The sequence below is a fragment of the Hymenobacter negativus genome, from assembly GCF_016056375.1.
Lineage (GTDB): Bacteria > Bacteroidota > Bacteroidia > Cytophagales > Hymenobacteraceae > Hymenobacter > Hymenobacter negativus_A.
On record NZ_JAEDAE010000009.1, the window covers coordinates 13,119 to 37,547 of the forward strand.

The 24,429-nt window shown below is 62.2% G+C and carries 19 protein-coding genes and 1 tRNA gene; 13 read left to right on the top strand and 7 right to left on the bottom strand.

The features are described 5' to 3' along the window. Nucleotides 1-69: 69 nt before the first annotated feature. The 6 genes from I7X13_RS17085 to I7X13_RS17110 all read left to right on the top strand — a co-directional run bounded on the left by I7X13_RS17085 (nt 70) and on the right by I7X13_RS17110 (nt 7,736). Entirely contained in the window at nt 70-1,161 is a 1,092-nt protein-coding gene (locus I7X13_RS17085) for a hypothetical protein (protein ID WP_213019099.1), read from the top strand. A gap of 89 nt (nt 1,162-1,250) precedes the next feature. Further along, nucleotides 1,251-1,772, top strand: a complete 522-nt coding sequence (locus I7X13_RS17090) for a VOC family protein (protein WP_198076402.1) — start codon at nt 1,251-1,253, stop codon at nt 1,770-1,772. Between the two features lie 99 nt (nt 1,773-1,871). Further along, nucleotides 1,872-2,999, top strand: coding sequence for an alanine dehydrogenase (gene ald / locus I7X13_RS17095; protein WP_198076403.1), 1,128 nt, complete (start codon nt 1,872-1,874; stop codon nt 2,997-2,999). A gap of 244 nt (nt 3,000-3,243) precedes the next feature. Beyond that, nucleotides 3,244-5,154: an LTA synthase family protein gene (locus I7X13_RS17100; RefSeq protein ID WP_198076404.1), complete on the top strand. Its 1,911-nt coding sequence runs from the start codon at nt 3,244-3,246 to the stop codon at nt 5,152-5,154. 118 nt (nt 5,155-5,272) lie between these two features. Next, nucleotides 5,273-5,575, top strand: a complete 303-nt coding sequence (locus I7X13_RS17105; RefSeq protein WP_198068822.1) for a hypothetical protein — start codon at nt 5,273-5,275, stop codon at nt 5,573-5,575. A 253-nt stretch (nt 5,576-5,828) separates the two neighbouring features. After that, a complete protein-coding gene (locus I7X13_RS17110) occupies nt 5,829-7,736 on the top strand; it encodes a T9SS type B sorting domain-containing protein (RefSeq protein ID WP_198076405.1) in 1,908 nt (635 codons plus the stop codon). A gap of 70 nt (nt 7,737-7,806) precedes the next feature. Here the strand turns inward: I7X13_RS17110 and I7X13_RS17115 are convergent, their stop codons facing one another. Beyond that, on the bottom strand, nt 7,807-8,268 hold the full coding sequence (locus I7X13_RS17115) for a type I restriction enzyme HsdR N-terminal domain-containing protein (protein ID WP_198069035.1): 462 nt from the start codon (nt 8,266-8,268) through the stop codon (nt 7,807-7,809). A 120-nt stretch (nt 8,269-8,388) separates the two neighbouring features. On the opposite strand from I7X13_RS17115, the gene I7X13_RS17120 reads away from it, so the two are divergent. Together I7X13_RS17120 and I7X13_RS17125 are read left to right on the top strand one after the other, a co-directional pair. After that, a complete protein-coding gene (locus tag I7X13_RS17120; protein ID WP_198076406.1) occupies nt 8,389-9,159 on the top strand; it encodes an AMP nucleosidase in 771 nt (256 codons plus the stop codon). 215 nt (nt 9,160-9,374) lie between these two features. Beyond that, complete coding sequence (locus I7X13_RS17125; RefSeq protein WP_198076407.1) at nt 9,375-11,042, top strand: amidohydrolase; 1,668 nt, start codon at nt 9,375-9,377, stop codon at nt 11,040-11,042. A gap of 237 nt (nt 11,043-11,279) precedes the next feature. On the opposite strand, the gene I7X13_RS17130 is transcribed toward I7X13_RS17125, so the two are convergent. Together I7X13_RS17130 and I7X13_RS17135 are read right to left on the bottom strand one after the other, a co-directional pair. Beyond that, complete coding sequence (locus tag I7X13_RS17130; protein ID WP_198068826.1) at nt 11,280-11,789, bottom strand: DinB family protein; 510 nt, start codon at nt 11,787-11,789, stop codon at nt 11,280-11,282. Between the two features lie 97 nt (nt 11,790-11,886). Next, nucleotides 11,887-13,332 (bottom strand): MFS transporter, encoded by a 1,446-nt coding sequence (locus I7X13_RS17135; RefSeq protein WP_198068827.1) that lies wholly within the window; start codon nt 13,330-13,332, stop codon nt 11,887-11,889. Between the two features lie 227 nt (nt 13,333-13,559). Here I7X13_RS17135 and I7X13_RS21785 point away from each other — a divergent pair, with 227 nt between their 5' ends. Both I7X13_RS21785 and I7X13_RS17145 read left to right on the top strand, forming a co-directional pair. Beyond that, nucleotides 13,560-14,372 (top strand): DUF5602 domain-containing protein, encoded by an 813-nt coding sequence (locus I7X13_RS21785; RefSeq protein WP_198076408.1) that lies wholly within the window; start codon nt 13,560-13,562, stop codon nt 14,370-14,372. A gap of 288 nt (nt 14,373-14,660) precedes the next feature. Next, nucleotides 14,661-18,200, top strand: coding sequence for a DUF7948 domain-containing protein (locus I7X13_RS17145; protein ID WP_198076409.1), 3,540 nt, complete (start codon nt 14,661-14,663; stop codon nt 18,198-18,200). Between the two features lie 64 nt (nt 18,201-18,264). Here the strand turns inward: I7X13_RS17145 and I7X13_RS17150 are convergent. Together I7X13_RS17150 and I7X13_RS17155 are read right to left on the bottom strand one after the other, a co-directional pair. Beyond that, a tRNA-Ser gene (locus tag I7X13_RS17150) sits at nt 18,265-18,352 on the bottom strand. 127 nt (nt 18,353-18,479) lie between these two features. Beyond that, complete coding sequence (locus tag I7X13_RS17155) at nt 18,480-19,565, bottom strand: asparaginase (RefSeq protein WP_198068830.1); 1,086 nt, start codon at nt 19,563-19,565, stop codon at nt 18,480-18,482. A gap of 131 nt (nt 19,566-19,696) precedes the next feature. Here I7X13_RS17155 and I7X13_RS17160 point away from each other — a divergent pair, with 131 nt between their 5' ends. Continuing rightward, nucleotides 19,697-21,202, top strand: a complete 1,506-nt coding sequence (locus I7X13_RS17160; protein ID WP_198068831.1) for a malate:quinone oxidoreductase — start codon at nt 19,697-19,699, stop codon at nt 21,200-21,202. A 77-nt stretch (nt 21,203-21,279) separates the two neighbouring features. Here the strand turns inward: I7X13_RS17160 and I7X13_RS17165 are convergent, their stop codons facing one another. Beyond that, nucleotides 21,280-22,020, bottom strand: coding sequence for an SDR family oxidoreductase (locus I7X13_RS17165; RefSeq protein ID WP_198076410.1), 741 nt, complete (start codon nt 22,018-22,020; stop codon nt 21,280-21,282). Between the two features lie 134 nt (nt 22,021-22,154). On the opposite strand from I7X13_RS17165, the gene I7X13_RS17170 reads away from it, so the two are divergent. Next, on the top strand, nt 22,155-22,697 hold the full coding sequence (locus tag I7X13_RS17170; protein ID WP_198068833.1) for a GNAT family N-acetyltransferase: 543 nt from the start codon (nt 22,155-22,157) through the stop codon (nt 22,695-22,697). Nucleotides 22,698-22,796: 99 nt separating this feature from the next. On the opposite strand, the gene I7X13_RS17175 is transcribed toward I7X13_RS17170, so the two are convergent. Then, on the bottom strand, nt 22,797-23,666 hold the full coding sequence (locus I7X13_RS17175) for an SDR family oxidoreductase (RefSeq protein WP_198076411.1): 870 nt from the start codon (nt 23,664-23,666) through the stop codon (nt 22,797-22,799). A gap of 133 nt (nt 23,667-23,799) precedes the next feature. Between I7X13_RS17175 and pncA the strand changes: the two genes are divergently transcribed. Further along, nucleotides 23,800-24,426: a bifunctional nicotinamidase/pyrazinamidase gene (gene pncA, locus I7X13_RS17180; RefSeq protein WP_198076412.1), complete on the top strand. Its 627-nt coding sequence runs from the start codon at nt 23,800-23,802 to the stop codon at nt 24,424-24,426. Nucleotides 24,427-24,429 lie beyond the last annotated feature (3 nt).

The window sequence follows — 24,429 nt, forward strand, 5'->3', positions numbered from 1 at the left end:
AGCCCGGGCTGCTTGCTTCGCCGGGCCGGTTGTCTTTAATGGGCCGCGTTGCGCGGGCCCGCTGCCGTGATGATTTCGCTGCTGTTGGTTCTGGTGTGCTACGGCCTACTGCTTGGGCAGCCGGTGCTGGCACCGGCTGGTTGGCCGGCGCCGGCGCAAGCAAAGGCCTATGCCCCCGATAACTCCTTCTTCGCCAGCGCGGAAATCGTCGAGCTCACGCTTTCACTGCCGCTCGAGCAGGTTCTGAAAGACCGCGGCGCTAGTCCGGGCCTTCATCCGGCCAGTATCTCCTATCGCACCGCCAATGGCAGCACGCAAACGCTGGCCGTGCAGGTGCAGGTGCGCGGCAACCGGCGCAAAGACCCCGCCGTGTGCGGCTTCCCGCCGCTGCTGGTCAGGTTTCCGCCGCCCAATGGGCATAGCTCCCTCTTCGGGGCGGTAGCCGAACTGAAGCTGACCACTCACTGCCTGTCCGACGACTACACCCTGCGGGAATACCTGGTATATAAGCTCTATAACGCACTGACGGACTTTAGCTACCGGGCCCGACTTTGCCGCATTACCTACCGCGACAGCAACGGACGGGAGGATACTTCGGTCCACTACGGCTTCTTTCTGGAGAATACCGAGGCGCTGGCGCGGCGCAACCAAGCCACGGTGGTCCCCAAACCCTTATTCATCGGCATGGAAAACCTGGACCAGCCGGCCACGGCCACGATGGTCCTGTTCCAGTTCATGGTTGGCAACACGGACTGGTCGGTGCCCTACCGGCACAACATCCGCCTGCTGTCCCGCAGCCTGGCCACTCCGCCCGTGCCAGTAGCCTTCGATTTCGACTACAGCGGGCTGGTGAGCGCCCCCTACGCCGTGCCGCCTGAGCAGCTCGGCATCGCCTCGGTGCGGCAGCGCGTGTTTCGGGGCTACGATTTTCCGCCGGAAATATTGGCTGCCGTCCGGGGCCTTTTCAATACCCGCCGCGCCGCGCTCTACAACGTGTACCTGGCCTGCCCATATCTCAGCCACGAGGAGCAGGAATTTGCTACCCGATACCTAAACGGGTTTTATAAAATTCTCAACGATTCCAAGGACTTCGAGCGCCAGATAGTGCGGGTGGGGCGGCAAAACGAAAAAAGATACACCCATATCCGGGGCTTCGACTGACTGAAAGCTCTGCCAATTTGGCGGGGCTTTTTTTGGAGCGATTTTAGATCGATGTTGGTACATTAATTCGATCAATTCATAGCTTCCCTATGGCAGACTCAACCAGCAGTGCCGCTCCCGCAGCCAGCGCCCCCTACGTAGTTCCGGCACAGACGCGTATCGGCCACATCCATTTGCAGGTCACCGACATCGACAAGGCCCTGGGCTTTTACCGCGACATTCTGGGCTTCCAGGTGGTGCAGCGGTTTGGCAATCAGGTGGCGTTTATTTCGGCCGGCGGCTATCACCACCACATTGGGCTCAACACCTGGAACAGCCTGGGCGGGCCGCCCGCCCGCAAGCAGGGTGCGGGGCTCTACCACACGGCCATTCTTTATGCCACGCGGGCTGAGCTAGCCGGCGCGCTGAAGCAATTGGTTAAGGCCAACTACCCCATCACCGGCTCGGCCGACCACGGCGTATCGGAAGCCATTTACCTCGACGACCCCGACGGCAATGGCGTGGAACTGTACTGGGACCGGCCCCGCGAGCAGTGGCCCATGACGACCAACGGCGAAGTGCAGATGTACACCCGCGCCCTGGACCTGAACGCGCTGCTGGCGGAGGCGTGAGTTGAACCAAATTTTGGCGCGTCGGGTACTAGGCCCGCGCCCTATCTTTGCGGCTCGAAAGCTCACTTCTCCCCCACCCCATCACTTCCCCCTTCGCTCATGATTATTGGCGTTCCCAAGGAGATTAAAAACAATGAAAACCGCGTGGGCCTCACGCCCGCCGGCGTAGCCGAGCTGCGCAAACACGGCCACAACGTGCTGGTGCAACACACCGCCGGCGAAGGCTCGGGCTTCTCGGACGAGGAGTACCAGACGGCCGGCGCGACCATCCTGCCCACCATTGCCGACGTGTACGGGCAGGCCGAGATGATTATCAAAGTGAAGGAGCCGATTGCTGAGGAGTATCCGCTCATCAAGGAGAACCAGCTGCTCTTCACGTATTTCCACTTCGCCAGCGGCGAGGAGCTGACCCACGCCATGATTGAGCGCAAGGCCATCTGCCTGGCTTACGAGACCGTGGAGCTCAGCAACCGCGCCCTGCCCCTACTCATTCCGATGAGCGAAGTGGCCGGCCGCATGGCTCCGCAGGAAGGCGCCAAGTACCTGGAAAAACCTCTGAAAGGCCGTGGCATCCTGCTCGGCGGTGTGCCCGGCGTGAAGCCCGCCAACGTGCTGGTGCTGGGCGGCGGCATTGTGGGCACGCAGGCTGCGAAAGTAGCCGCCGGCCTCGGTGCGCAAGTGACCATCATGGACATCAGCCTGAACCGTCTGCGTGAGCTCGACGACATCATGCCCAAGAACGTCATCACGCAGTATTCCAACGAGTACAACATCCGCGAAGCCATCAAGACGGCCGACCTGATTGTGGGCGCGGTGCTGATTCCCGGCGCTAAGGCTCCGCACCTCATCACCCGCGACATGCTGAAGACCATGCGTCCCGGCACCGTGGTAGTGGACGTGGCCGTGGACCAGGGCGGCTGCATCGAAACCTGCCACCCCACCACCCACGAAAACCCGACCTTCATCATCGACGACGTGGTGCACTACTGCGTGGCCAACATGCCCGGCGCGGTGCCCTACACCAGCACCCTGGCCCTGACCAACGCCACCCTGCCCTACGCCGTGAAACTCGCCAACCAGGGCTGGCAGGAAGCCTGCCGCCGCGACGAGGCCCTGCGCCTTGGCTTGAACGTGGTGCACGGCGAAGTGGTGTACAAAGGCGTAGCCGAAGCCTGGGGCCTGCCCCTGGTGAACGTGGAAACCGTGCTGGAACTAGCCGCCGTATAGATTATAATTAGTCTTAGCTGTCATTGCGAGTGGAGCGCAGCGCAACGCGGCAATCCGTCCTCTCAAAGCACTAAGCCCTAAGATGTGAAAAGCCCCGACGCCTGCAACGGCGTCGGGGCTTTTCACATCTGTTTTGAATTGACACAATTTATCGGGGCCTTGTCACAATAGCTGACTTGTCGCTTCGAGAGGACGGATTGCCGCGTTGCGCTGCGCTCCACTCGCAATGACATACGCTGAATAAATGATTCCCTCTCCCGCCATTCGCCTGCTGCTGCGCCGCTTTGCGCTGCTGATGGCCGTTTATACGCTGCTTCGCCTGGGTTTTTACTGCCTCAATCTGGTCACGTTTCGGGGCATTGCGCCGGGGGCAGTGGTGCAAGCATTTATGCACGGGTTGCGGTTTGATGTGGCCGCGCTGCTCTGGATGAACCTGCCACTGGTGCTACTGTCGCTACTCGTGCCGGTGGATGCGCGGCGAGGGCAGCAGTGGCTGCGCGGATTGTTTGTGCTGCTCAATGTGCCAGGCTTTCTGCTCAATATTATTGATTGGGAGTATTTTAAATTCATTGGGCGGCGGCTGAGCAACGAGTGGAGCACCATTGGCCACGACATTGCCCAGCAGGCCGGCCAGATTGGCTTGCACTACTGGTACCTAGCCATTCCGCTGGCCGGGCTGGTGTATGTGCTGTGGCGGCTGTGCCCCATGCCCACGCCGGCCGAGCTGGCTGCGCCGGCCGGCCGCTGGCGCTGGGCGCAGCGCACCGTAGAATTTATGCTGGTGGTGGGACTGGTGGTGCTGGGCTTGCGCGGCGGCTGGCAGCTCAAGCCCCTGCGCACCGGCATTGCCTTCGAGCAGCAGCCTGCCGTGCTCGGGCACCTGGCCCTGAACAGCACGTTCACGGTGCTGAAATCTTTTGATGAAGTGCAGATTGACCGGGTAGGATATTTCCCTACGGCCACGGCGTTGCGGCCGGCCCTGAACGCCGCCCCGCTGCCCGCCCGGCCCGCCGCATCTACCGTCCCCGACAACGTGGTGGTGCTGCTGATGGAAAGCTTCGGCTCGGAATACAACGGCGTGGAAAACGGTGGGCGGGGCAGCTTCACGCCGTTTTTTGATTCCTTAGCCGTGGCCCCCGGGGCGCGGCTGATGCGCGAGAACTACGCCAACGGCCGCCGCTCCATCGAGGCGTTACCGGCTGTGCTTGCGGGCCTGCCTTCGCTGATGGATGAGCCGTTTATCACCTCCAGCTTCCAGACAGCGGAGCTGCACGGGCTGGGCGAAATCCTGGGCCGCCACGGCTATAGCACGGCCATGTACCACGCCGGCTCCAACGGCACCATGGGCTTCGATATGTTCAGCGGCATTGCCGGGATGCAGCACTATTATGGCCTGAACGAGTACCCCGGCGCCGCCGCCAGCCCCGATTACGACGGCCACTGGGGCATTTTCGATGAGCCCTACCTGCAATACTTCAACCGCCAACTCACGGCCACCAAGCAGCCCTTCCTGGCCGCGCTGTTCACGCTCAGCTCGCACGAGCCGTTCTCGCTGCCGACGAAATACAAGGGCAAATTCCCGGTGGGCACGCAGCCCATTCACCCCACCATTGCCTACGCGGACCTGGCGCTACGCCGCTTTTTTGCGGCGGCCCGCCGGGAGCCTTGGTACGCGCACACGGTATTTGTGCTCACCGCCGACCATACTTCGCAGTCGGACCGCGCCGGCTACCAAAACCCGCTGGGTGCGCACAAAACGCCGCTGCTGTTTTTCCGCCCCGGCCAGCCGCTGCCGGCCGCCAACCCGCACCGCATCACGGAGCAAATCGACGTGCCCGCCTCGGTGCTTGATGTGCTGGGCCTGGCGCAGGAGCAGCCGGCGCTGCTGCCCTTTGGCTCATCGGTGTTTGATGCGGCCAGCCCCGGCCGCGCCATTTTCCGCGACGGCGACTCCTACTACCTCGTGCATTCCGACTTCGTGGCCGAGCTGACCAATAAGAACGAAGTGCGCCTCTACCCCTATCAGACTCATTTCATACCCAATGAACCCGTGGCCAAACCCAACCCGGCATTGGTGAAGAAGTACGGCGACGAATTGCGCGCCTGCGTGCAGTTTTACGTGAACGGGCTGTTGGACAATCGCCTATATAAGTAATTGGTAATTAACAGGTCTCGACCAAGCTCAACCCTTGCGCATTTTTCTGCGTTAAAGCCAGACCAATTGCTGCGATTCAACCATCGCGGGCATTTTGTTTCACTAACCTTTCGGTCCTATGAAAAAGCAACCCCTCATCCTTGCCTTGTTCCTTGCCGTTTGCGGTTTCTCGGCCAATGCCCAGAGTAGCACCAGCACGACCACCACGCGCCAGACCACGGTAACGCCCGCCCCGGCCACTTACCCAGCGGCTACGCCCGCTCCCGCTACGTCGACCACCACGGAATCGACCACTACGACCACCGATGCAGCTCCGGCCACCATGCCTGCCACGACTACGGTAATTGAAAAACCCGTGCGCGTGATACCGGCCGATGCCCGCGTGAAGGACAAGGGCAAAAAAACCAAAATCAAGCGCTAGGCTCGGTTCTCACCGCCCCTTGCCACTCAAAAGCCCGGCCGCAGCAGTTGCGGCCGGGCTTTATGCTTTGTTGCTCATCACCTCGCAACGGCGGCGGCGGATACGTCCCACCTCCCTCATGCCAGGCATTACAGCCAGGCCAACCCCGCGCACTGAAGCCGCTGATGCAAGCTTTATTTGCAAGCCCGTTTGGCAAATGGCGGCACCTTTCCTGTTAGCCCCACGCTCTCATTTTGAATTCTTGCATTCACCCATGCGTCCGAATTTTCTTCTCTTCATCAACCGCCTTATTCTAGCGGGGCTATTTTGTTTAGGCGTCCGGCCAGCCCTTGCTCAGGGCGAAAACAACAACTGGTATTGTGGAGACAAATTAGGCATAGGCTTCGTACCCCAGCCGACGTGGCTTCGGACCAGCAGCATAGAAAGCCAGGAGCCTAACTCCACCATTTCGGATGCCGCCGGCAATCTGCTTTTTTACACCAACGGGATTACAATCTGGAACCGAAACCACGGCGTGATGACCAATGCCTGTGCTACTTGCGACGGATATCCTGCCGGGCTGCTTGGGCACACCTCAGCGCAGCGCGGCGCACTCATTGTATCCCGGCCCGGCACCCCAGGACATTACTATGTGTTCGCTACCGATGCCCGAGAGCACGGCTTAGCCAATGGCGTGACCTACAGCGAAGTCGATATGAGCCTGAGCGGGGGACTGGGCGGGGTAACCGCCGTGCGCAACGTGCAGCTGCCAACGGGCGCCGTCATGTGCGAGGGAGTAGCCGGGATGCAGCACGCCAACCGCCGCGACGTTTGGGTAGTCGTGCAAGGAGTGAATAACGGCCTTGCCTATAGCTTTTTGGTTACGCCGGCCGGGGTCAGCCACGTGCCCGTCACCAATCCCATCCCGTGGAATTCAGGGCTCGGGTTCCTCAAATTCTCGCCGGACGGCCATCGCATTGCCCGTTCATCGGGAGATGCCCGGCTGGAGCTTTATGATTTTGATGCCAGTACCGGCCGTATCACCAATCCCCAGGTAGTGCAGACCACGGACCCCGAAAGGCCGGGGGAATACAGCGTGTCGGGACTTGAATTCTCTCCCGACAACTCCAAGCTTTACCTGGCATGTAGCATCCCGCAGATTTTAAAAATCCAAGGCAAGCTTGTTCAATTGGATTTACAAGCGGGTTCTTTGGCCGCTATCCGGAGCTCTGCCCAAACCATCAGGCCCCGCACGGGGGACATTGACAACGTTCTCAATGCGGTAGAGATGGGGCCCGATGGCCGAATCTATGTCGGCCGGAGCAGCTCCACTTATCTGGGGTGTGTGGTGCGCCCTAATCAGCGCGGCGCCGCCTGCGTGTTTCAGGCCGATGCTTTGCCCATTGGCTTTCGATTGGCTTCGGAGTATGGGCTGCAAAATTTCGTGCGGCCCCAGCCACCCGAAGTAGCGTTCAACGCGGAGCCCGCGTGCCTGGGTGCCCCCATGCGGTTCACCGTCGCCACCATTCCTACCAACCCTTCTACCATACCGCCCACCTACACTTGGCACTTTGGTGGTTTGCCCGGCACAATCGGTACCGATTCTGCTTCCGGGCCCACGGTCTTCCACGCATTTGCCCAGACCGGCACCTACCTTGTCCAGCTCACCATTGTAGTGGGTGGCCAGGCCTACACCAGCGCCCGCTACGTCACCGTCGACCCCCGCCCCCGCGTCACCCTCAGTCGGGAAGCAACCGTATTGCGCCAGGGCAGTTCGCTGCAATTGCGTACCAAAGAAGAGTCCCTGCGCAATACTTATCGGTGGTCTGATGGCTCCACGGGCAGGTTCTTAACCGTGGCTGCCCCCGGTAAGTATTGGGTAGAAGTGAGCAATGAGTACGGATGCACCGCTGCCGATACCATTCTCATAAAGTCGGGCTCGCTTCCGAACATCATCACGCCCAATGGCGACGGCCGGAACGAGACACTCGTTATGCAGGGCTGGCGCGCGGCCGACTGGCAGGTAGATATCTACAACCGTTGGGGGCGCCGGGTGTACCATCAGGAATCTTATCAAAACCTATGGAATGCCTCCGACCAGCCGGCCGGGGTCTATTATTATTACTTTTCAAATCTCACCTCAGCCGAGCGCCTCACCGGCTGGGTAGAAGTAGTCCGTTGATAACGAATAGTCAAAGAGCAAAACACTTGGATACCCGGTTTGCCAGGCATTCAGGCACTTATAAATAAACTTATAAAGTGGTTGCGTCCGCAAACGTCGGTATCTCCTCCAGCCGCTCGTTGGTGCGCGTCGCAAAATTGACTCGCCAGCAGTAGTGCACCAGGCCGTTGGTGAGCAGCAGCAGCGGCGCGCCGATGGTTTGGTTGTAGGTGGTAGCCTGCCGGGCCACGGCCGCATCAATGGCCACGGAGGGCGCTTTGCACTCCACCAGCAGCAGGGGCTGGCCGCTGGGGTCGAGGGCCAGCAGGTCGGTGCGCTTCTGGCGCTGGTTGTAGCGAAGGCCGCGCTCCAGGGCCAGTAGGCCGCGCGGATAGCCCAAGTGGTTGATTAAATAATGGACGACATGCTGCCGCACCCACTCCTCGGGCGTGAGCACGACGTGCTTGCGCCGCAGCCCATCCCAGATGAGTGGTTGATTTGTGGCCGATTGCGTAAGTTTGGCCTCGAAAGGCGGCAGGTCCAGGGCTTGCATCACCTCCAAAGGTAGGGGTCTGGTATCGAGTGACTGAGCAACTGAGTGGCTAAGTGACTCCGAAACGCATACCCTTTTCTCACTCCCGAACTTAGCCATCCCGCCACTCAAAACACTTTTATGAAGACCAAAGAAGAAATTGTCAATAACTGGCTGCCGCGCTACACCGGGGTGCCGCTGAGCGACTTCGGGCAGTACATTCTGCTCACCAATTTCAGCAACTACGTATACATGTTTGCCGAGCAGTTCGACTGCGAAGTGCGCGGCCTCGACAAGCCCATGCAGACGGCCACGGCCCACGGCATCACCATCATCAACTTCGGCATGGGCTCGCCGATGGCGGCCACGGTGATGGATTTGCTCTCGGCCATCAAGCCCAAGGCGGCCCTTTTCTTGGGCAAGTGCGGGGGCCTGAAGAAGACCAAGCTCGGCGACCTGGTGCTGCCCATCGCGGCCATTCGCGGCGACGGCACTTCGGATGACTACCTGCCGAAGGAGATTCCGGCCCTGCCCTCTTTCCGGCTGCAGCGCGCGGTTTCGTCGATGATTAAGAAGCACGAGCTGGATTACTATACCGGCACGGTGTACACCACCAACCGCCGCGTGTGGGAGCACGACCAGGATTTCAAGGACTACCTGCGCCGGGTGCGCGCCCTGGCCGTGGACATGGAAACGGCCACCATTTTCGTGTGCGGCTTCATGAACGACATTCCGCACGGTGCCCTGCTGCTGGTGAGCGACAACCCGATGACACCCGAAGGCGTGAAAACCTCGGAATCGGACTCGAAAGTGACGGCCAACTACGTGAAGCAGCATCTGCAAATCGGCATCGAGTCGCTGCAGGAGCTGCAATTTTCGGGCGAGTCGGTGAAGCACATGCGCTTCGAGTAAGGACCGCAGATTCTAACGGATTTGACGGATAAGAACAGATTCGATAATCCGTCATAACAGCACGTCATGCTGAGCGCAGCCAAAGCATCTCGCGCGGGGTAGTATTTCTTTTCTTGTGATTGGATTTACTATTGCACGCGAGATGCTTTGGCTGCGCTCGGCATGACGTTCTTTTTTTCATTCTCACCAGGATTTTCCCGCTTAAGATTCTCCGCATGGCCCTATTTCCTCCTACTGCTTTCCCCAAAATCACCGCGCCACTGCTGGCCCTGGCGCTGCTCAGCAGCTGCGGCGCCAAGCGCGAGGCGGTGGATTTGCTCGTCACCAACGCTACCGTTTACACGGTTGATTCGACCTTCTCGAAAGCCGAAGCTTTCGTAGTGAAGGACGGCAAATTTGTGGCCGTGGGCCCGGCCACCGATTTGAAAGCGAAATATCAGGCGGCAAAGGAGGTAAACGCAGAGGGTAAGTTCATCTATCCCGGCTTCTACGACGCGCATTGCCATTTCTACCGCTACGCCATGGGCCTGACCGGCGCCGATTTGGTGGGTACCAAATCCTGGGCGCAGGTCATCGAGCGGCTGCAGGAAACCCGCCGTAAATACCCCAAAGCGCGTTGGTTAACCGGCTGGGGCTGGGACCAGAACGACTGGCCCAACAAGCAGTTTCCTACCAAAGACACCCTGGACCGGTTGTTTCCGGACGTGCCAGTCTACATCACCCGCGTCGATGGGCACGCGGGCCTCGCCAATCAGAAGCTGCTGGACCAGGCGGGCATCACGGCCCGCACCCCCATCAGCGGCGGCGTGATTGGGCGCAATGCGCAGGGCCGCCTCACGGGCCTGCTGGTCGACAAAGCCCAGGGCCTGCTGGGCAGCGTGTACCCCGTCACCACCGCCGCCGAAGACACGCCCTTGCTGATGCAGGCCCAGCAGAACTGCCTGGCCGTGGGCCTCACTAGCCTAGCCGAGGCGGGCCTTGAGAAGATGGATATCGACATATTGGATTCGTTGCAGCGGCTGAACCAGCTGCACCTGCGCTTCAACGCCATGGTCCGGGCCTCGCCCGAGAACGTGGCGTATTACTTAAAGAAAGGACCAGTCCAGACCGACCGGCTCACCGTCAATTCCTTCAAGGTGTTGGCCGATGGGGCACTAGGCTCGCGGGGCGCCTGCCTGCTCAGCCCCTACACGGATAAACCCAAGGAAATCGGTTTCCTGATTCAGACCGTGAAGGAATACCGAGCGTTGGCCCGGCAGTTGGCCGCGTCGAAGTTCCAGATGAACACCCACGCCATCGGCGACTCGGCCAACCGCATCATTCTCAACATTTACGGCGAAGCGCTGAAGGGCCAGAAGGACCGCCGCTGGCGTATCGAGCACGCCCAGGTCATCACCCCGGCCGACATGCCCAAGTTCGGGCAGTTCGGCATTGTGCCCTCGGTGCAGCCCACCCACGCCACGTCGGACATGTACTGGGCCGGCGAGCGTCTGGGTGCTGAGCGCCTCAAAACCGCTTATGCCTACAAAGAATTGCTGAAGCAATACGGCCAGCTGGCCCTGGGCTCCGACTTTCCGGTGGAGAACATTAACCCGCTGTTTGGCTTCCACGCGGCCGTGGCCCGGCAGGATGCCAAGAACTACCCCGCCACCGGCTTCCAGATGGAAAACGCCATTTCGCGCCCCGACGCACTGCGCGGCATGACTACCTGGGCCGCCCACGCCGCCTTCGAGGAGAAGCGCAAGGGCCAAATTAAGCCCGGCATGCTGGCCGATTTCGTGGTGCTGGACACCGATTTGCTGGCCGCGCCGAAGGAAAAGCTGCGCGGCGCACAGGTGCTGCAAACGTGGATTGGCGGGGAGAAGGTATTTAGGCGGAAGTAGGGCCCGTCTGTCATGGCGAGGTCGCAAGCCGTGGCGCCCGAAGGACAGGCGTAGCTAATCCGTCCTCTCAGGTGCGACCAACCCTGAAATGTGATGAAGCCAATTAAAAAGCCCCGGTACCGCAGTGGTGCCGGGGCTTTTTCACATTATTAGGGGTCTGGTTTTGACAGGACGGATTGCTTCGCTGCGTTCGCAATGACAAGCCTGCCCCACCTCGCAATGACAGGCGCGTGGCCCTTATTTCTCGTCGGCGCTGGGGCCGTAGAGGCCTGGCACCGGAATGTCGAGCAGGCGCAGGTACACCGTGAGCTGGCCGCGGTGGTGGATGCTGTGGTTGAGGCCCATGATGCGAATGGCTGCCCCTTTGGGCATTTCCATGATGGTGTGCTCGCCGCGGTGCAGCTTGAAGTTGTGGGTCAGTTTCTCATCGTCGCTGCTGCGCAGGGCTTCGCGCAGGGTCTGGGAATACTCGTCGAAACGGGCCAGCAGTTCCTCGGGGCTGGTGGGCGTGGGGCCGGGCTTGGGCGCGTTGGGGTCGAGGAAATCGCGCGCGTCGTGCTGCACGAAAAGGGTGTTGAAGGCCAGCAGGTTTACCACGTGGGTGGCCAGCTGCCACAGGCTCATGCTCTTGGGGTGGGGCTTGTAATCGGCCTGCGCAAAGGGCACCCGCTCAAGGACTTTGCGGGTTTGGGCCAGCTCGTGGTCGAGCTCGGCGAGGATGTTTTGCTGGATGGAAGAGGTGTACATGCGGGAAATAGGGTGAAGTGTAGCACGGACTCTCAGTCCGCGAGTCAAAGCTATTCCATTTGCTGTAACTCGCAGACTAAAAGTTCGCGCTACAGTGCTACCGCGTCATCGGCGCGCCCATTTCGGCGGCGGCCGAGGCGGGCGGCGGGCCCGGCACCGCTACCGGACCCAGCGAGTCTTCGCGCAGCTTCTTGCCGCGCAGGCTCAGCAGGAAGGCCAGACCCAGGATGAAAAACACGATGAGCGACAGGATGCTGTTGCGCATTGAGCCGGTAATCTGCCCAATCAGCCCGAAGGAAAGCGTGCCAATGACGATGCCCAGCTTCTCCACCACATCGAAAAAGCTGAAATAGGCGGCCGTGTTGGGCGTGTTTTCGGGAATAATCTTGGAATAGGTGCTGCGCGAAAGGCTTTGCACCGCCCCCATGGTGAGGCCGATAACGGCGGCCAGCGCGAAGAAGCTCCAGCCCTTTTGCACGTAGTAGCCGGCCACGCAAATCAGCATCCAGATGAACACGGCCCAGCTCAGGGCGCGGGTGTTGCCGATGCGCTCGGAGAGCTTGGCGAAAAGCCAAGCCCCCAGGATGCCCACGATTTGCAGCAGCAGAATGGTGACAATGAGCGAGGTACTGTCGAGCTTGAGCACCTTGTCGCCGAAGATGGTGGCCACGTACATTACGGTTTGCACACCCATGTTGTAAGTGAAGTAGGCCAACAGGAAGCGTTTGAGGTTAGGCAGCTGCTTGAGTTGGTCCCACACCTTGCCCAACTCGCGGAAGCCGTTGAGCAGCCAGCCGTCCTCGCTCACGGGCGCATCGGCGGGGCGGCCGGTATCGGGCGGCAGGGTGAAGAACGGAATCTGGGCAAAGCCCACCCACCAGATGCCGGTGAGCAGGAAGCTGAGCCGGGTGGCCATGCCCGTGCTCATGCCAAACAGGGCCACGCCCTCGGGCCCGCCCGCAATGTGCGGCCCCATGATGATGCCCAGGCAGATAACCAGCAGCAGCACCGACCCGATGTAACCCATCGAAAACCCGCGGGCCGAGAGCGAATCGAACTTCTCCTCGCTGCTGATGATGGGCAGGTAGGAATTGTAGAACACGATGCTCCCCGAGAAGCCCACTGTGGCCGAAATGAAGATGAACGTACTGAGCGTGAGCGTGTCCTTGGTGAAGAAGTACAGCGCCGCGCACGAAGCCGCCCCCAGGTAGCAGAAGATTTGCAGAAACAGCTTTTTGCGCCCCGAGTAGTCGGCCAGCGAGGTCAGAAACGGGCTGACCAGCGCGATGATGAGGAAGGCGGCCGAGATGGCATAGGTGAGCAGCGACGAGCCCGGCAGCGTGTAGCCCAGGAAGTTCACCACGTCGCGCCCCTGGGCATCCACGGCCTGGGCGCCCCAGTAAATCGGAAAAATCGAGCTGGTAATCACCAGCGGGTACACCGAGTTGGCCCAGTCGTAAAACGTCCAGCCGGTGGTGATGCGCTTGTTGTCTTTTTCGACCGCGCCAGCGGCGGCGGCAGGGTGCGTCGGGGTTGGGGTCATAAGGGAGCGCCGGAATGTGAGGGGTTGCGCCGGGGAAGGTAACGGGTTTTTACGGCTCAGGTTGGGCGGGGCGGGAATGCCGGCGACGGGCAGGGCTTTGCCAACGCCTGCGCAAGTTGCATTTGCCCATGGCACTGAAGAAATTTTTAGAACAAGGCAATAAATATTCAATATTTACTATATTTAAACTGTAAGAGCAACCCCGCTCTTGCGCAACTACTTCAGCTATGGCTATATCTTCCTTCCCCCCGCGGGCCGGCTGGTGCCGCGCTGCTGCACTCCTGGCCTTTGGCATGCCGCTGCTACTGGCTTGCAGCAAAGACGATGACTCGCCCACGCAGCCTGCCACCACCTACGGCAATTCCGTGACCATTGGCACCGGCGCGGCCCGCAGCTTTGTATCATCAGATGCCAACGGCATGCCCACCGAAATTGGGGTGGCCGTGAGTGAGGCCGCTTTGGGCGGCCTGCCCGCCACGCCGGCCACCGGCACCATGTACGACGTGCCCCTGCCCGCCACCAGCGCCACCACCCAGATGCCGTTCGACCACATTTCCTTCGACTGGAACCCCAACGGCCACGAGCCCCTCACCATCTACGGCTTGCCGCATTTTGATGCCCACTTCTACATGCAGCCCATGGCGGCGCAACACGCCATCACCCTCGACGACCCCAAGGGCGACATTTTCCCGGCCACCAACAAGCTGCCTGCCGGCTACATCACCCCGCCCAACGTGGCCCCCGGCCGCACCGTGCCCATGATGGGCCGCCACTGGGTAGACCCCACCAGCTCCGAATACACGCCGGGCGCAACCTTCACCCACACCTTCATATACGGCACCTACGACGGGCACGTCACCTTCGTCGAGCCCATGTTTACCAAGGCCATTCTGGTTTCCAGCGTGAGCATCGAGCGGGACATCAAGCAGCCCGTCGCGTATGAAGTTCCGGGCAAATTCTTCCCCACCAAATACACCATCCGCTACAACGCCAGCACCAAGGAATACATTATTTCGCTGAAGGACCTAGTACTGCACTGAGGCAATGTAGTGCAGTAAGGCTTTTGCGCCGCCTTGCCCGGGCTTTCTGAGCGGGGCGGGGCGGCGCGTTGGGGTCTGCTTGAAATACGGGTACAGCTGGCCAGGTCGGGAGTGGAAAAACCTTCCGGTGCGCCAATGGCAGCGCTACCGAAGTTACCAAATCACTAAGCAGGACGATAAATCCAGGAATTCACCGGAACTTCACGCCAGGAAAGTCAGGCCCTGCCCCCAGCGGGGCCTTTTGCTGTCCATTTGCCCTTCTTTATTTCCCCACCTCCACCCCTTTTCATGCGTCGTACTCTTACGCGTTGGCTCTGCTTAGGCAGTGCCTTTTTTACCTTTTCCAATGCCCTGGCCGGCACGCCGCCCGTGGCCCCCATACCGACCGATGCCCACCCGCTGCGCTTCGTGCCCAACCAGCGGCAGTGGCAGAGCCCCATCCTGTTCGCGGCCGACATTCCGGCCGGGCGCCTGTTTCTGGAGCGCGGCCGCCTGCTGGTGGCCCGCTACGACGCCCCGGCCGTGGACCGCCACCACCACGCCGCCCCCACTGCCACCCACGAGCGCATTGCCCACCACGCCTACGCCGTGAGCTTTGTAGGAGCCAATGCCCGCCCCGACGTGCGCGGCGAGCAGCCTACCGGCGAGCACATGAACTACTTCCTCGGCAACGACGAAAGCCGCTGGGCCCGCAACGTGCCCGCCTTCACCGACGTGCGCTACAAGCAGCTCTACCCCGGCACCGACCTGCGCCTGTACTCGCGCGGCCCGGTGATGGAGTACGATTTTGAGCTGGCTGCCGGGGCCGATGCCCGCCGCATCCGGCTCCGCTACGACGGGCAGGAGTCGCTGACCGTGGTGGATGGCGCGCTGCACATTGGCACCAGCGTGGGCCGCGTCACGGAGCAAAAGCCCTATGCGTACCAGGTGGTGGACGGTCGCCGCGTTGCCGTGCCCTGCCAGTACGTGCTGGGGCCGCAGCACACGGTGAGCTTCGGCCTGCCGAAGGGCTACGACCACAGCCGCCCGCTCGTCATCGACCCCGTGCTGGTGTACTCCACCTACTCCGGGGCCACGGCCGCCCTCAACTGGGGCTACACCGCCTGCCCCGACTCGCTGGGCAACCTCTACGCGGCCAGCATCAACTTCACGGCCGGCTATCCAACCACCCTGGGTGCCTACGACACGAGCTTCAACAACGGCGACAACGACATCGTCATCAGCAAATACAACCCCAGCGCGGCCACCGGCACCAGCAGCCTGTTATACGCCACCTACCTGGGCGGCAACCAGGAAGACTACCCCCACAGCCTGGTGGTGAACAGCGCCAACGAGCTGGTGATGCTGGGCACCACCAACTCGACCAACTTCCCCATGCCCGGCGCGCCCTTGCAGCGTAGCCTGGCTGGCGGCACCGATATGGTGCTGGCCAAGCTTTCGGCCAACGGCAGCCAGCTGCTGGGGGCCACTTACATGGGCGGCACCGGCAACGACGGCCGCCTACTGGCCACATCCAACCTGCTGGCCAACGCCGGCGATGATTTCCGGGGCGATGTGATTACCGACCGCCAGAACAACGTGTACTTCACGACGGTGACGCGCTCCAGCAACTTCCCCACCACTGGCGGCGCGGTCTTCGCCGGTGGGCACGATGCCGTGGTGGTGAAGCTGAACGCTGGCCTGACGGCCCTGCGGTGGAGCGCCCTGCTGGGCGGCTCCGGCGACGACGCCGGCTACAGCATTCAGCTCGACAGCGTGAACAACGTGTACGTGGCCGGCGGCACCACCAGCACCACCCTGCCCAACACCGCCGGGGGCCTGAACGCCACCTACCGGGGCGGCCCGTCGGACGGCTTCGTGAGCCGCCTCGTGCAAAACCTGACCACCTTCGGCGTGGCCGTGCAGCAAACCACTTACCTGGGCACCAGCAGCTACGACCAAGCCTTCTTCGTGCAGCTCGACCGTAAAAGCGCCGTGTACGTACTAGGCCAGACCAACGGGGCCTACCCCGTCACCACCGGCACCTACCGCAACGCCGGCAGCCGGCAGTTCATCCACAAGCTCAGCGCCGACCTGCGCACCACAGGCTACTCCACGGTGATTGGCAACGGGGCGGGCACGCCCACCACCGCCAACCCCTACCCCACCAACCTGGCCCCCACGGCCTTTCTGGTCGATAACTGCGGGCAGATTCTACTGTCGGGCTACGGCGCGAGCAGCATCGCGGGCATGCCCACCACGCCCGACGCCCTGCAGCGCACGGCCACCAACAGCACCTCCGGCGCGGCGGCCGATGCCAACCTCAACACCTACGGCTACCTCTACGTGATGCAGCTCTCGGCCAATGCCCGGCGGCTGGTCTACGGCACGTATTTCGGCACGGGCACTACGCACGTGGATGGCGGCACGTCGCGCTTCGATAAGAAGGGCATTATTTACCAGGCCGTGTGCGTGCGCTTCCAGCAAGGCAGCAGCGGGGCCATTGCCCCGGCCATCATCACCACGCCCAACGCCTACGCCCGCACCCAGACGCGCACCAGCAACCAGACCACCAGCGCGGCCTTCAAAATGGACATTGCCCGCTTGGATGCCAGCTTCGTGCCGGCGGCTAACGGCGTGGTGAATACCCGCGTGGGCTGCGCGCCGCTCACGGTGCTCTTCACCCGCGCCACGCCTTCCAACAACGGCACCACCTGGAGCTTTGGCAACGGCCAGACTTCGACGCAGGCCAACAATGTAAGCGTGACCTACGCCGCGCCCGGCCGCTACCCGGTCACGCTCACCGCCTACGACTCGACCAGCTGCCAGGCTGCTGTGGTGGGCCGCGATACCGTGACGGTATTTGGACTGCCCCGCGCCGCCCTCGGCCCCGACCAGACGGTGTGCCCCGGCGGCAGCGCCACGCTCACCGTGGCCGGCGCTATGCCCGCGCAAATCGCCACCTACACCTGGAGCCCGGCCACCGGCCTCAACACCACCAGCGGCCCCAATGTGGTGGCCTCGCCCGCTGCCACCACGCAGTACATCGTGACGGCCACCACGCCCGGTGGCTGCATCAGCCGCGACACCGTGGTAGTGAACGTGCGCAGCCTTTCCGTAGCCATTCCGGCCGTGGCGGCCCTCTGCCCCGGCACCACCGCCACGCTAAGCACCGCCGATGCCGGCACCGGCGCTACCTACACCTGGAGCCCTGCCGCCGGCCTCAGCGCCACCACCGGCCGCACCGTGACGGCTAACCCCACTGCTACGACGACTTACACCGTGCGCTTAACCACGGCTACCGGCTGCACCGGCAGCGCCACCGTGGTGGTCACCCGCCTGGGCGTGCCTGTCATCCGGCTCCATACCGCGCCCCTGCTGCCCATCGCCGGCAATCTGGTTACCTTCAACGACACCTTGCCGGCTACCTCCTTGCTCACCAACCGCCGCTGGGACTTTGGCGATGGGCAAACGGGCACCGGCCTCGCGCCCACGCACACCTACGCCGCGCCCGGCACCTACACCGTGCGCCTGAGCGCCGATGTGGCCGCCACCGGCTGCCCGGTCACATCCACGCTCACGCTGGTGGTAGCGCCTGCCCGTGCCTTCGAGTACCCCAACGTCATCACCCCCAACGGCGACAGCAAGAACGACGACTTCCGCCCCTACGTGAGCACCGAGCCGGTGACGCTGCAAATCTTCACCCGCTGGGGCCGCAAGGTGTTTGAGCAGGCCAACTACACCCAGGGCTGGGGCAGCGCCCCCGACGTGGCCGCCGGCATCTACTACTACCAGCTGCGCACTGCCGCCGGCCAAACCTGGAAAGGCTGGCTCGAAGTGGTGAAATAGCTTAGATACGAGACAAACAAAAAGCCCGTTTCCAGCTTGGAAACGGGCTTTTTGTTTGCTTGTGCTGAGAGGATGGGATTCGAACCCACGATGAGCTTGAGACCCATACACACTTTCCAGGCGTGCTCCTTCGACCACTCGGACACCTCTCAGGATGGTGGTTGATGGGGCAAAGATAGGGGGACAAGGGCAGTTATCAGTTATCAGTGAGCAGTTATCACCAGAAAATGGCCTGCTGCCAAAGCATGCTAACTGCTAACTGCTAACTGTTCACTGCTTTCAAAGCGTTATCTCGCCCCGCAAATCGATGGTCAGCAGCTCGCGGGTGCGGTCCTCGCTCAGGCCCAGGCCCAGCACGAACATGAGCTTGGTGACGGCTGCTTCGGTTGTGATATCCTCGCCGCCCACGATGCCCATTTCGGCGAAGCGGGCGCTGGTTTCGTACTTGCCCTGCACCACGCGGCCTTCCTCGCACTGGCTCACGTTGAGGAGCCACACGCCCCGCCGGCGCGCCTCGGCCAGGCAGTTGAGGAACCACGCGGCGGTGGGCGCGTTGCCCGAGCCGTAGGTTTCGAGCACGCAGCCGCGCAGGCCCGGCACACCCAGCACGGCCGATACCACCGCCTCCGTAATGCCGGGGAACAGCGGCAGCACGGCTACGCCGGTTTCGAGCTGCTGGTGCACCTTGAGGTGCGCGCCGGGCAATAGGCGAATGCTCTTATCGTCGAACTCCAGGCCGATGCCGGCGCGGGCCAGCGGGGGGTAATTCTCGCTTTTAAAGGCCGCAAATTGCTGACTTTCGACCTTCTTGGCCCGAGTGCCGCGAATGAGCACATCGTTGAAGAATACGCACACCTCGGGCACGCGCACGGTGCCGGCGCGGGGGTGCCGGGCCGCCGCGATTTCCAGCGCCGTGATGAGGTTGCGCTGGGCATCGGAGCGGTTGGCGCCCACCGGCACCTGCGCTCCGGTAAACACCACCGGCTTGCCCAGATGCTCCAGAATGTAGCTCAGCGCCGCCGCCGAATAGGCCATGGTATCGGTGCCGTGCAGCACCACAAAGCCATCGAAATCAGCATAGTGCCGGCCGATGAGCTGGGCCAGAAAGAGCCAGTCGGCGGGCGTTACGTTGCTGCTGTCGATGGGTTCGGGCAGGCTCAATAGCTCCAGCCGGAAGGGCAGGCGCGTGAGCTCGGGCATCTTGCGGTCGAGCCGGCCGAACTGCATGGGCACCAGGCCGCCGCTGCGGTTTACGGCCATGCCCACGGTGCCGCCGGTGTAGATGATGAGCAGACGCGGGGCGGTGGCGTCGGCCGCGTCGGCGCGGGTGGGCAGGGGCAGCAGGGGCAGGTCGAGGTCGGGCATGGGTGGGAAGCGGACGGCAGCCGGGTGGGGAGCCCGGCGGGGTGGCGAAGGTAGGGCACTTGTTTTTTTTCCCAACAAACAGCCCCGGCGAGCTCTCCACCGTATTGCCTGCGGCACCCTCACCAATTTCTATGAATCCAACCGACTCTTCCCCTGCCAAACCCGTTTCCGACGTCATCATCATCGGCGCGGGCATCATGAGCGCCACGCTCGGCGTGCTGCTTAAAGCGCTTGACCCCAGCCTCACCATCAGCGGCTACGAGCGGCTGGATGCCGTGGCCGCCGAAAGCTCCGACGCCTGGAACAACGCCGGCACCGGCCACTCGGCTTTCTGCGAGCTCAACTACACGCCCGAGCGGCCCGATGGCTCGATTGACATCAGCAAAGCCGATAAAATTGCCGAGCAGTTCGAGCTCAGCAAGCAGTTCTGGGCCTCGCTGGTGCAGGAAGGCCAGCTGCCCGACCCCACGGCCTTCATCCACAGCATTCCGCACATGAGCTTTGTGTGGGGCGCGGCCAACGTGGAATACCTGCGCAAGCGCCACGCCGCGCTGCTGCACTCGCCGCTGTTCCAAGGCATGGAATTCAGCACCGACCCCAAGCAGATTGCCGAGTGGATTCCGCTGGTAATGGAGGGGCGCGACCCCGCCCAGCCGGTGGCTGCTACCCGCATGGCTGTGGGCACCGACGTGAATTTCGGCGCACTCACCCGGGCACTGTCCGACCGCCTGAAGGGCTTGCCGGGCGTGGATTTGCACCTGGGCCACGAAGTGGAGGACTTCCGGCACAAGGACGACGGCATCTGGCGCATCAAGGTGAAGAACCTCGCTACCGGCCAGAGCAGTATTGCACGCGGGCGCTTCGTGTTCATCGGGGCCGGCGGGGGCTCGCTGCCGCTGCTCGAAAAGTCAGGCATTCCGGAAGCACGGGGCTTTGGCGGCTTCCCCGTGAGCGGGCAGTGGCTGAAATGCCAGAACCCGGCCGTGATTGCACGGCACGAGGCCAAGGTGTACGGCAAGCCGGCCCTTGGAGCACCGCCCATGTCGATGCCCCACCTCGACACGCGCCAGATAAACGGCCGCAAAGAGCTGTTATTCGGCCCCTACGCGGGTTTCAGCACCAAGTTTCTGAAGAAGGGCTCGTACACGGATTTATTTAAGTCGATTGAGTTGGGCAACATCCGGCCGCTGCTCTACGCCGGGGCACGCAATCTGGGCCTGACCAAGTACCTCATCGGCCAGGTGCTGCAAACGCCCCAGGAGCGCACCGCCGCCCTGCGCGAATATTACCCCGAAGCCAACCCCGACGACTGGCAGCTCGAAGTGGCCGGCCAGCGCGTGCAGGTCATCAAAAAGGATAAAAAACAAGGCGGCGTGCTCGAATTCGGCACCGAAATGGTGACGGCCGCCGATGGCTCCATCGCGGCGCTGCTGGGCGCTTCGCCGGGGGCCAGCACGGCCGTGGCCATCATGCTGGAGCTGGTGCAGAAGTGCTTCCCCGCGCGCGCCGCCTCGCCCGAGTGGCAGGCCCGGTTCCGGCAGCTGGTGCCGTCGTTCGGCCAGAAGCTGGCCGATAATCCGGCGCTGGCCGCCGCCGTGCGCGAGCACAGCCGCGAGGTGCTGCGGCTGGAGGCATAACGGTAATGATTATTGGTCAGTGGTTAATGATTAATGGTAAGCTTGCCATTATCCATTAACCACTGACCATTATCAGACTACCGGTTATTCATCACCCGAAACTGCTCGTCCAGCTCGGCACGCGAGGCCAGGCGCACCTTCTCGGAGCTGCCATAGCCCACTTCCTGCTCGCCAGCCGCTAGGCGCGCCATCACCGAATCGGCAAATTCGTCCACGTTTACGCCGAACGTGTGCAGGCCCGGCCCGCCGAGGTCGGTATTTACGGCCGGGGGAACGATTTCGAGCACCGAGATGCCCGAAGGAGCCAACTGGTGGCGCAGCGAGAGCGTGAAGGAATGCAGGGCCGCCTTGGTCGCGCTGTAAATCGGGACAAACGCCGCCGGCGCAAACGACAGCCCTGAGGTGACGTTGATGATGGTGGCACCCGGCTGCTGGCGCAGGTGGGGCACCAGCAGTGTGGCCAGGTGAATGGGCGCCTCCACGTTGATAACCAGCTCCTCGCGGCGTTGCTCCCAGTCGGTAGCGGCGTCATCGGCCAGCTGGATGCGGTTTTGGATGCCGGCGTTGTTCACCAGCACGTTGAGGGCGGGGTATTCGGCGGTGGCCCAGCGCACCAGCTCGAGCCGTTCGGCCACATCTGCGACGTTGGCCTGGCGTGTGATGAGGCCGGGGTAACGCTGCTGCGCTTCGGCCAGCTTATCGGCCCGCCGGCCCACGACAATGACGGTGCTGCCGGCCCGCAAAAAACGGACGGCCAGCGCCAGGCCAATGCCCGAGGCGCCGCCGGTAAGCAGGATGGTGTTGGTGGCTAAGTTCATGAAGCGAAATAGGGATTTGAGGAGCAGGCCACTAACAAGCCAGCCGCCCGGTTGGTTAGCACGGCAGCCCCACAGGGCCTTATCTTGCGGGCTTATTGCCGGGCTTATTAAGTCCGTCCCTCCCCTTTTGGAATATGATTAAACTGGAACCCTTCACCTCCGACGATTTCACCCAGCTCATGGAATGGGTCGACGACGAGCGGCTGATGAAAGAGTGGAGCGGCTCGATGTTTTCCTTCCCCCTCACCGAGGCCGGCTTGAGCTGGTACATCGAAGGGGCCAACGATGTACACGACCCCAACGTATTCATCTACAAAGGCGTGGATTCCAAAACCGGCGTCACCGTCGGGCACATTTCGCTCGGCGGCATCAGCGAGCGCGACCGGGCCGGGCGCATCACCCGCGTGCTGGTGGGCAACAGCACCGAGCGCCGCCGGGGCATCTGCCAGGGCATGGTGAAGGCGCTGCTGCGCATTGGGTTCGAGGACCTGAAATTGCACCGCATCAGCCTGGGCGTCTACGATTTCAACCACGCGGCAATCAACTGCTACCTCAAATGCGGCTTTCAGGAAGAAGGCCGCATGCGCGACGTGGTGCGCCACGGCGACGGCTACTGGACGCTGGTGGAAATGGGCATTCTGGAAGACGAGTGGCGGGCACTGCACCCGGCGGCTTAGCAGGTCGTTGTCATTCCGACGAAGCAGGAATCCGAGGGATGCCATTCAAGCAGTTTTTCTCAGATTTCTGCTTCGTCGGAATGACAGGCTTGCAGTGGCTTAATCCAGAAACCTCGTTCCCGTCAGCACTTCGCTCAGCGCCCAGAGCCGGGCGGCGTTTTCAGGCGTATTGAATGGATGCTTCACGGGTTCGGCCTTTTTCTCGTCAAAATAGCCGCCGCTGATGGCCGCCACCTCCGGCGCGGAGGCCAGGAAAATGCTGGTTTCAGCCCCCTTGTCCACCGAAATCATGAAGGGACGGCCCAATTGCGTGAGGAAGCCCATCAGCCCGCCCGAGCCGTTGCCGAAGCCGCTAGCTACCACGCCGGGGTGCAGCACGTTGGTAGTCACGTTGGCGATGCCGTGGGTGCGCAGGCGGCGGGCCAGCTCCTGCGTGAACATGATGTTGTAGAGCTTGGTATTGGCGTACACGCGCAAGCCGCCGTAGCTCCGCGCCGACTGAAAATCAGCCAATTCGGGCCGGGCAATGCGGTACACTTTCGAGGCCACGTTTACGATGCGGGCGGCGGGGCTGGCCCGAAGCTTATCGAACAGCAGGGCTGTGAGCAGAAACGGGCCGAGGTGGTTGGTGGCCACGCCCAGCTCGTTGCCTTCGGGCGAGAACTGGCGCTCGGACCCAAAAATCAGCCCGGCGTTATTCACCAGCACGTCGAGGCGGGGGTAGCGGGCGTTGAATTCGGCGGCGGCGCGGCGCACCTGGCCCAGGTCGGCGAGGTCGGCTAGTAGAACGTCCACCTTATCGTGGCCGGCAGCGGCTTTAATTTCCTGCTGGGTGTCGGCCGCTTTTTCGGCGTTGCGGGCCAGAATGATGACGTGGGCACCCATCTTGGCCAGCTTAGTGGCCGTGACTTTGCCGATGCCGGACGTAGCTCCGGTGACGAGGATTAGCTGGTTTTGAAGGTCGGGCATGGTATGGGCGTAGGGTTGTTTTTCGGGTAAACGTAACCCGGGGCCAAATGCTTGGTTTATTTAGGCGAAACGTCCTGCGGCGTGCCAACGAAGCCTGCCGTTCATTTGCCTTTCGTCCCCTTCTTCCCTGCCCATGAAAGCCCTCCTGCTCATTGATATTCAAAATGATTTTCTGCCCGGCGGCCGGCTGGCCGTGCCCGCGGGCGACACCATCATTCCGCTGGTGAATGAGTTACAACCGCATTTCGACCTGGTGGTGGCTACCCAGGACTGGCACCCGGCCGGCCACGAGAGCTTCGCCAGCAGCCACGCCGGCCGCAGTCAGTACGAGCAGATTGACCTGCACGGCCTGCCCCAGGTGCTCTGGCCCGACCACTGCACCCAGGCCAGCGACGGCGCCGAGCTGGCCCCCGCCCTGCGCACCGAGCGCATCGAAGCCATCTTCCGCAAGGGCATGAACCCGGAAATCGACAGCTACAGCGCGTTTTTCGACAACGGCCACCGCAAAAGCACCGGCTTGGCCGGCTATCTGCGCGGCCGGGGAGTGACCGAAGTTTTCGTGGCCGGCCTGGCCGCCGATTACTGCGTGTACTACTCCGCGCTGGATGCGCTGGCAGCCGGTTTCGCCACCACCGTCGTCACCGATGCCACCCGCGCCATTTCGGCCGAGGGCTGGGCCACGGCACAGGCCGATTTGCAAGCAAAAGGGGCTCACCTCGCGGCGAGCCCCTCCCTGCTATCAATGCCAGCGGCATCCTGATTT

Coding starts and splice junctions, on each gene's coding strand:
- I7X13_RS17130 (WP_198068826.1), bottom strand. CDS start 11,789: ATGTACACCTCTTCCATCCAGCAAAACATCCTCGCCGAGCTCGACCAC.
- I7X13_RS17135 (WP_198068827.1), bottom strand. CDS start 13,332: ATGACCCCAACCCCGACGCACCCTGCCGCCGCCGCTGGCGCGGTCGAA.
- I7X13_RS17090 (WP_198076402.1), top strand. CDS start 1,251: ATGGCAGACTCAACCAGCAGTGCCGCTCCCGCAGCCAGCGCCCCCTAC.
- I7X13_RS17110 (WP_198076405.1), top strand. CDS start 5,829: ATGCGTCCGAATTTTCTTCTCTTCATCAACCGCCTTATTCTAGCGGGG.
- I7X13_RS17170 (WP_198068833.1), top strand. CDS start 22,155: ATGATTAAACTGGAACCCTTCACCTCCGACGATTTCACCCAGCTCATG.
- I7X13_RS17085 (WP_213019099.1), top strand. CDS start 70: ATGATTTCGCTGCTGTTGGTTCTGGTGTGCTACGGCCTACTGCTTGGG.
- I7X13_RS17120 (WP_198076406.1), top strand. CDS start 8,389: ATGAAGACCAAAGAAGAAATTGTCAATAACTGGCTGCCGCGCTACACC.
- I7X13_RS17155 (WP_198068830.1), bottom strand. CDS start 19,565: ATGCCCGACCTCGACCTGCCCCTGCTGCCCCTGCCCACCCGCGCCGAC.
- I7X13_RS17175 (WP_198076411.1), bottom strand. CDS start 23,666: ATGCCCGACCTTCAAAACCAGCTAATCCTCGTCACCGGAGCTACGTCC.
- I7X13_RS17160 (WP_198068831.1), top strand. CDS start 19,697: ATGAATCCAACCGACTCTTCCCCTGCCAAACCCGTTTCCGACGTCATC.
- I7X13_RS17125 (WP_198076407.1), top strand. CDS start 9,375: ATGGCCCTATTTCCTCCTACTGCTTTCCCCAAAATCACCGCGCCACTG.
- pncA (WP_198076412.1), top strand. CDS start 23,800: ATGAAAGCCCTCCTGCTCATTGATATTCAAAATGATTTTCTGCCCGGC.
- I7X13_RS17115 (WP_198069035.1), bottom strand. CDS start 8,268: ATGCAAGCCCTGGACCTGCCGCCTTTCGAGGCCAAACTTACGCAATCG.
- I7X13_RS17145 (WP_198076409.1), top strand. CDS start 14,661: ATGCGTCGTACTCTTACGCGTTGGCTCTGCTTAGGCAGTGCCTTTTTT.
- I7X13_RS17100 (WP_198076404.1), top strand. CDS start 3,244: ATGATTCCCTCTCCCGCCATTCGCCTGCTGCTGCGCCGCTTTGCGCTG.
- I7X13_RS21785 (WP_198076408.1), top strand. CDS start 13,560: ATGGCTATATCTTCCTTCCCCCCGCGGGCCGGCTGGTGCCGCGCTGCT.
- I7X13_RS17165 (WP_198076410.1), bottom strand. CDS start 22,020: ATGAACTTAGCCACCAACACCATCCTGCTTACCGGCGGCGCCTCGGGC.
- I7X13_RS17105 (WP_198068822.1), top strand. CDS start 5,273: ATGAAAAAGCAACCCCTCATCCTTGCCTTGTTCCTTGCCGTTTGCGGT.
- ald (WP_198076403.1), top strand. CDS start 1,872: ATGATTATTGGCGTTCCCAAGGAGATTAAAAACAATGAAAACCGCGTG.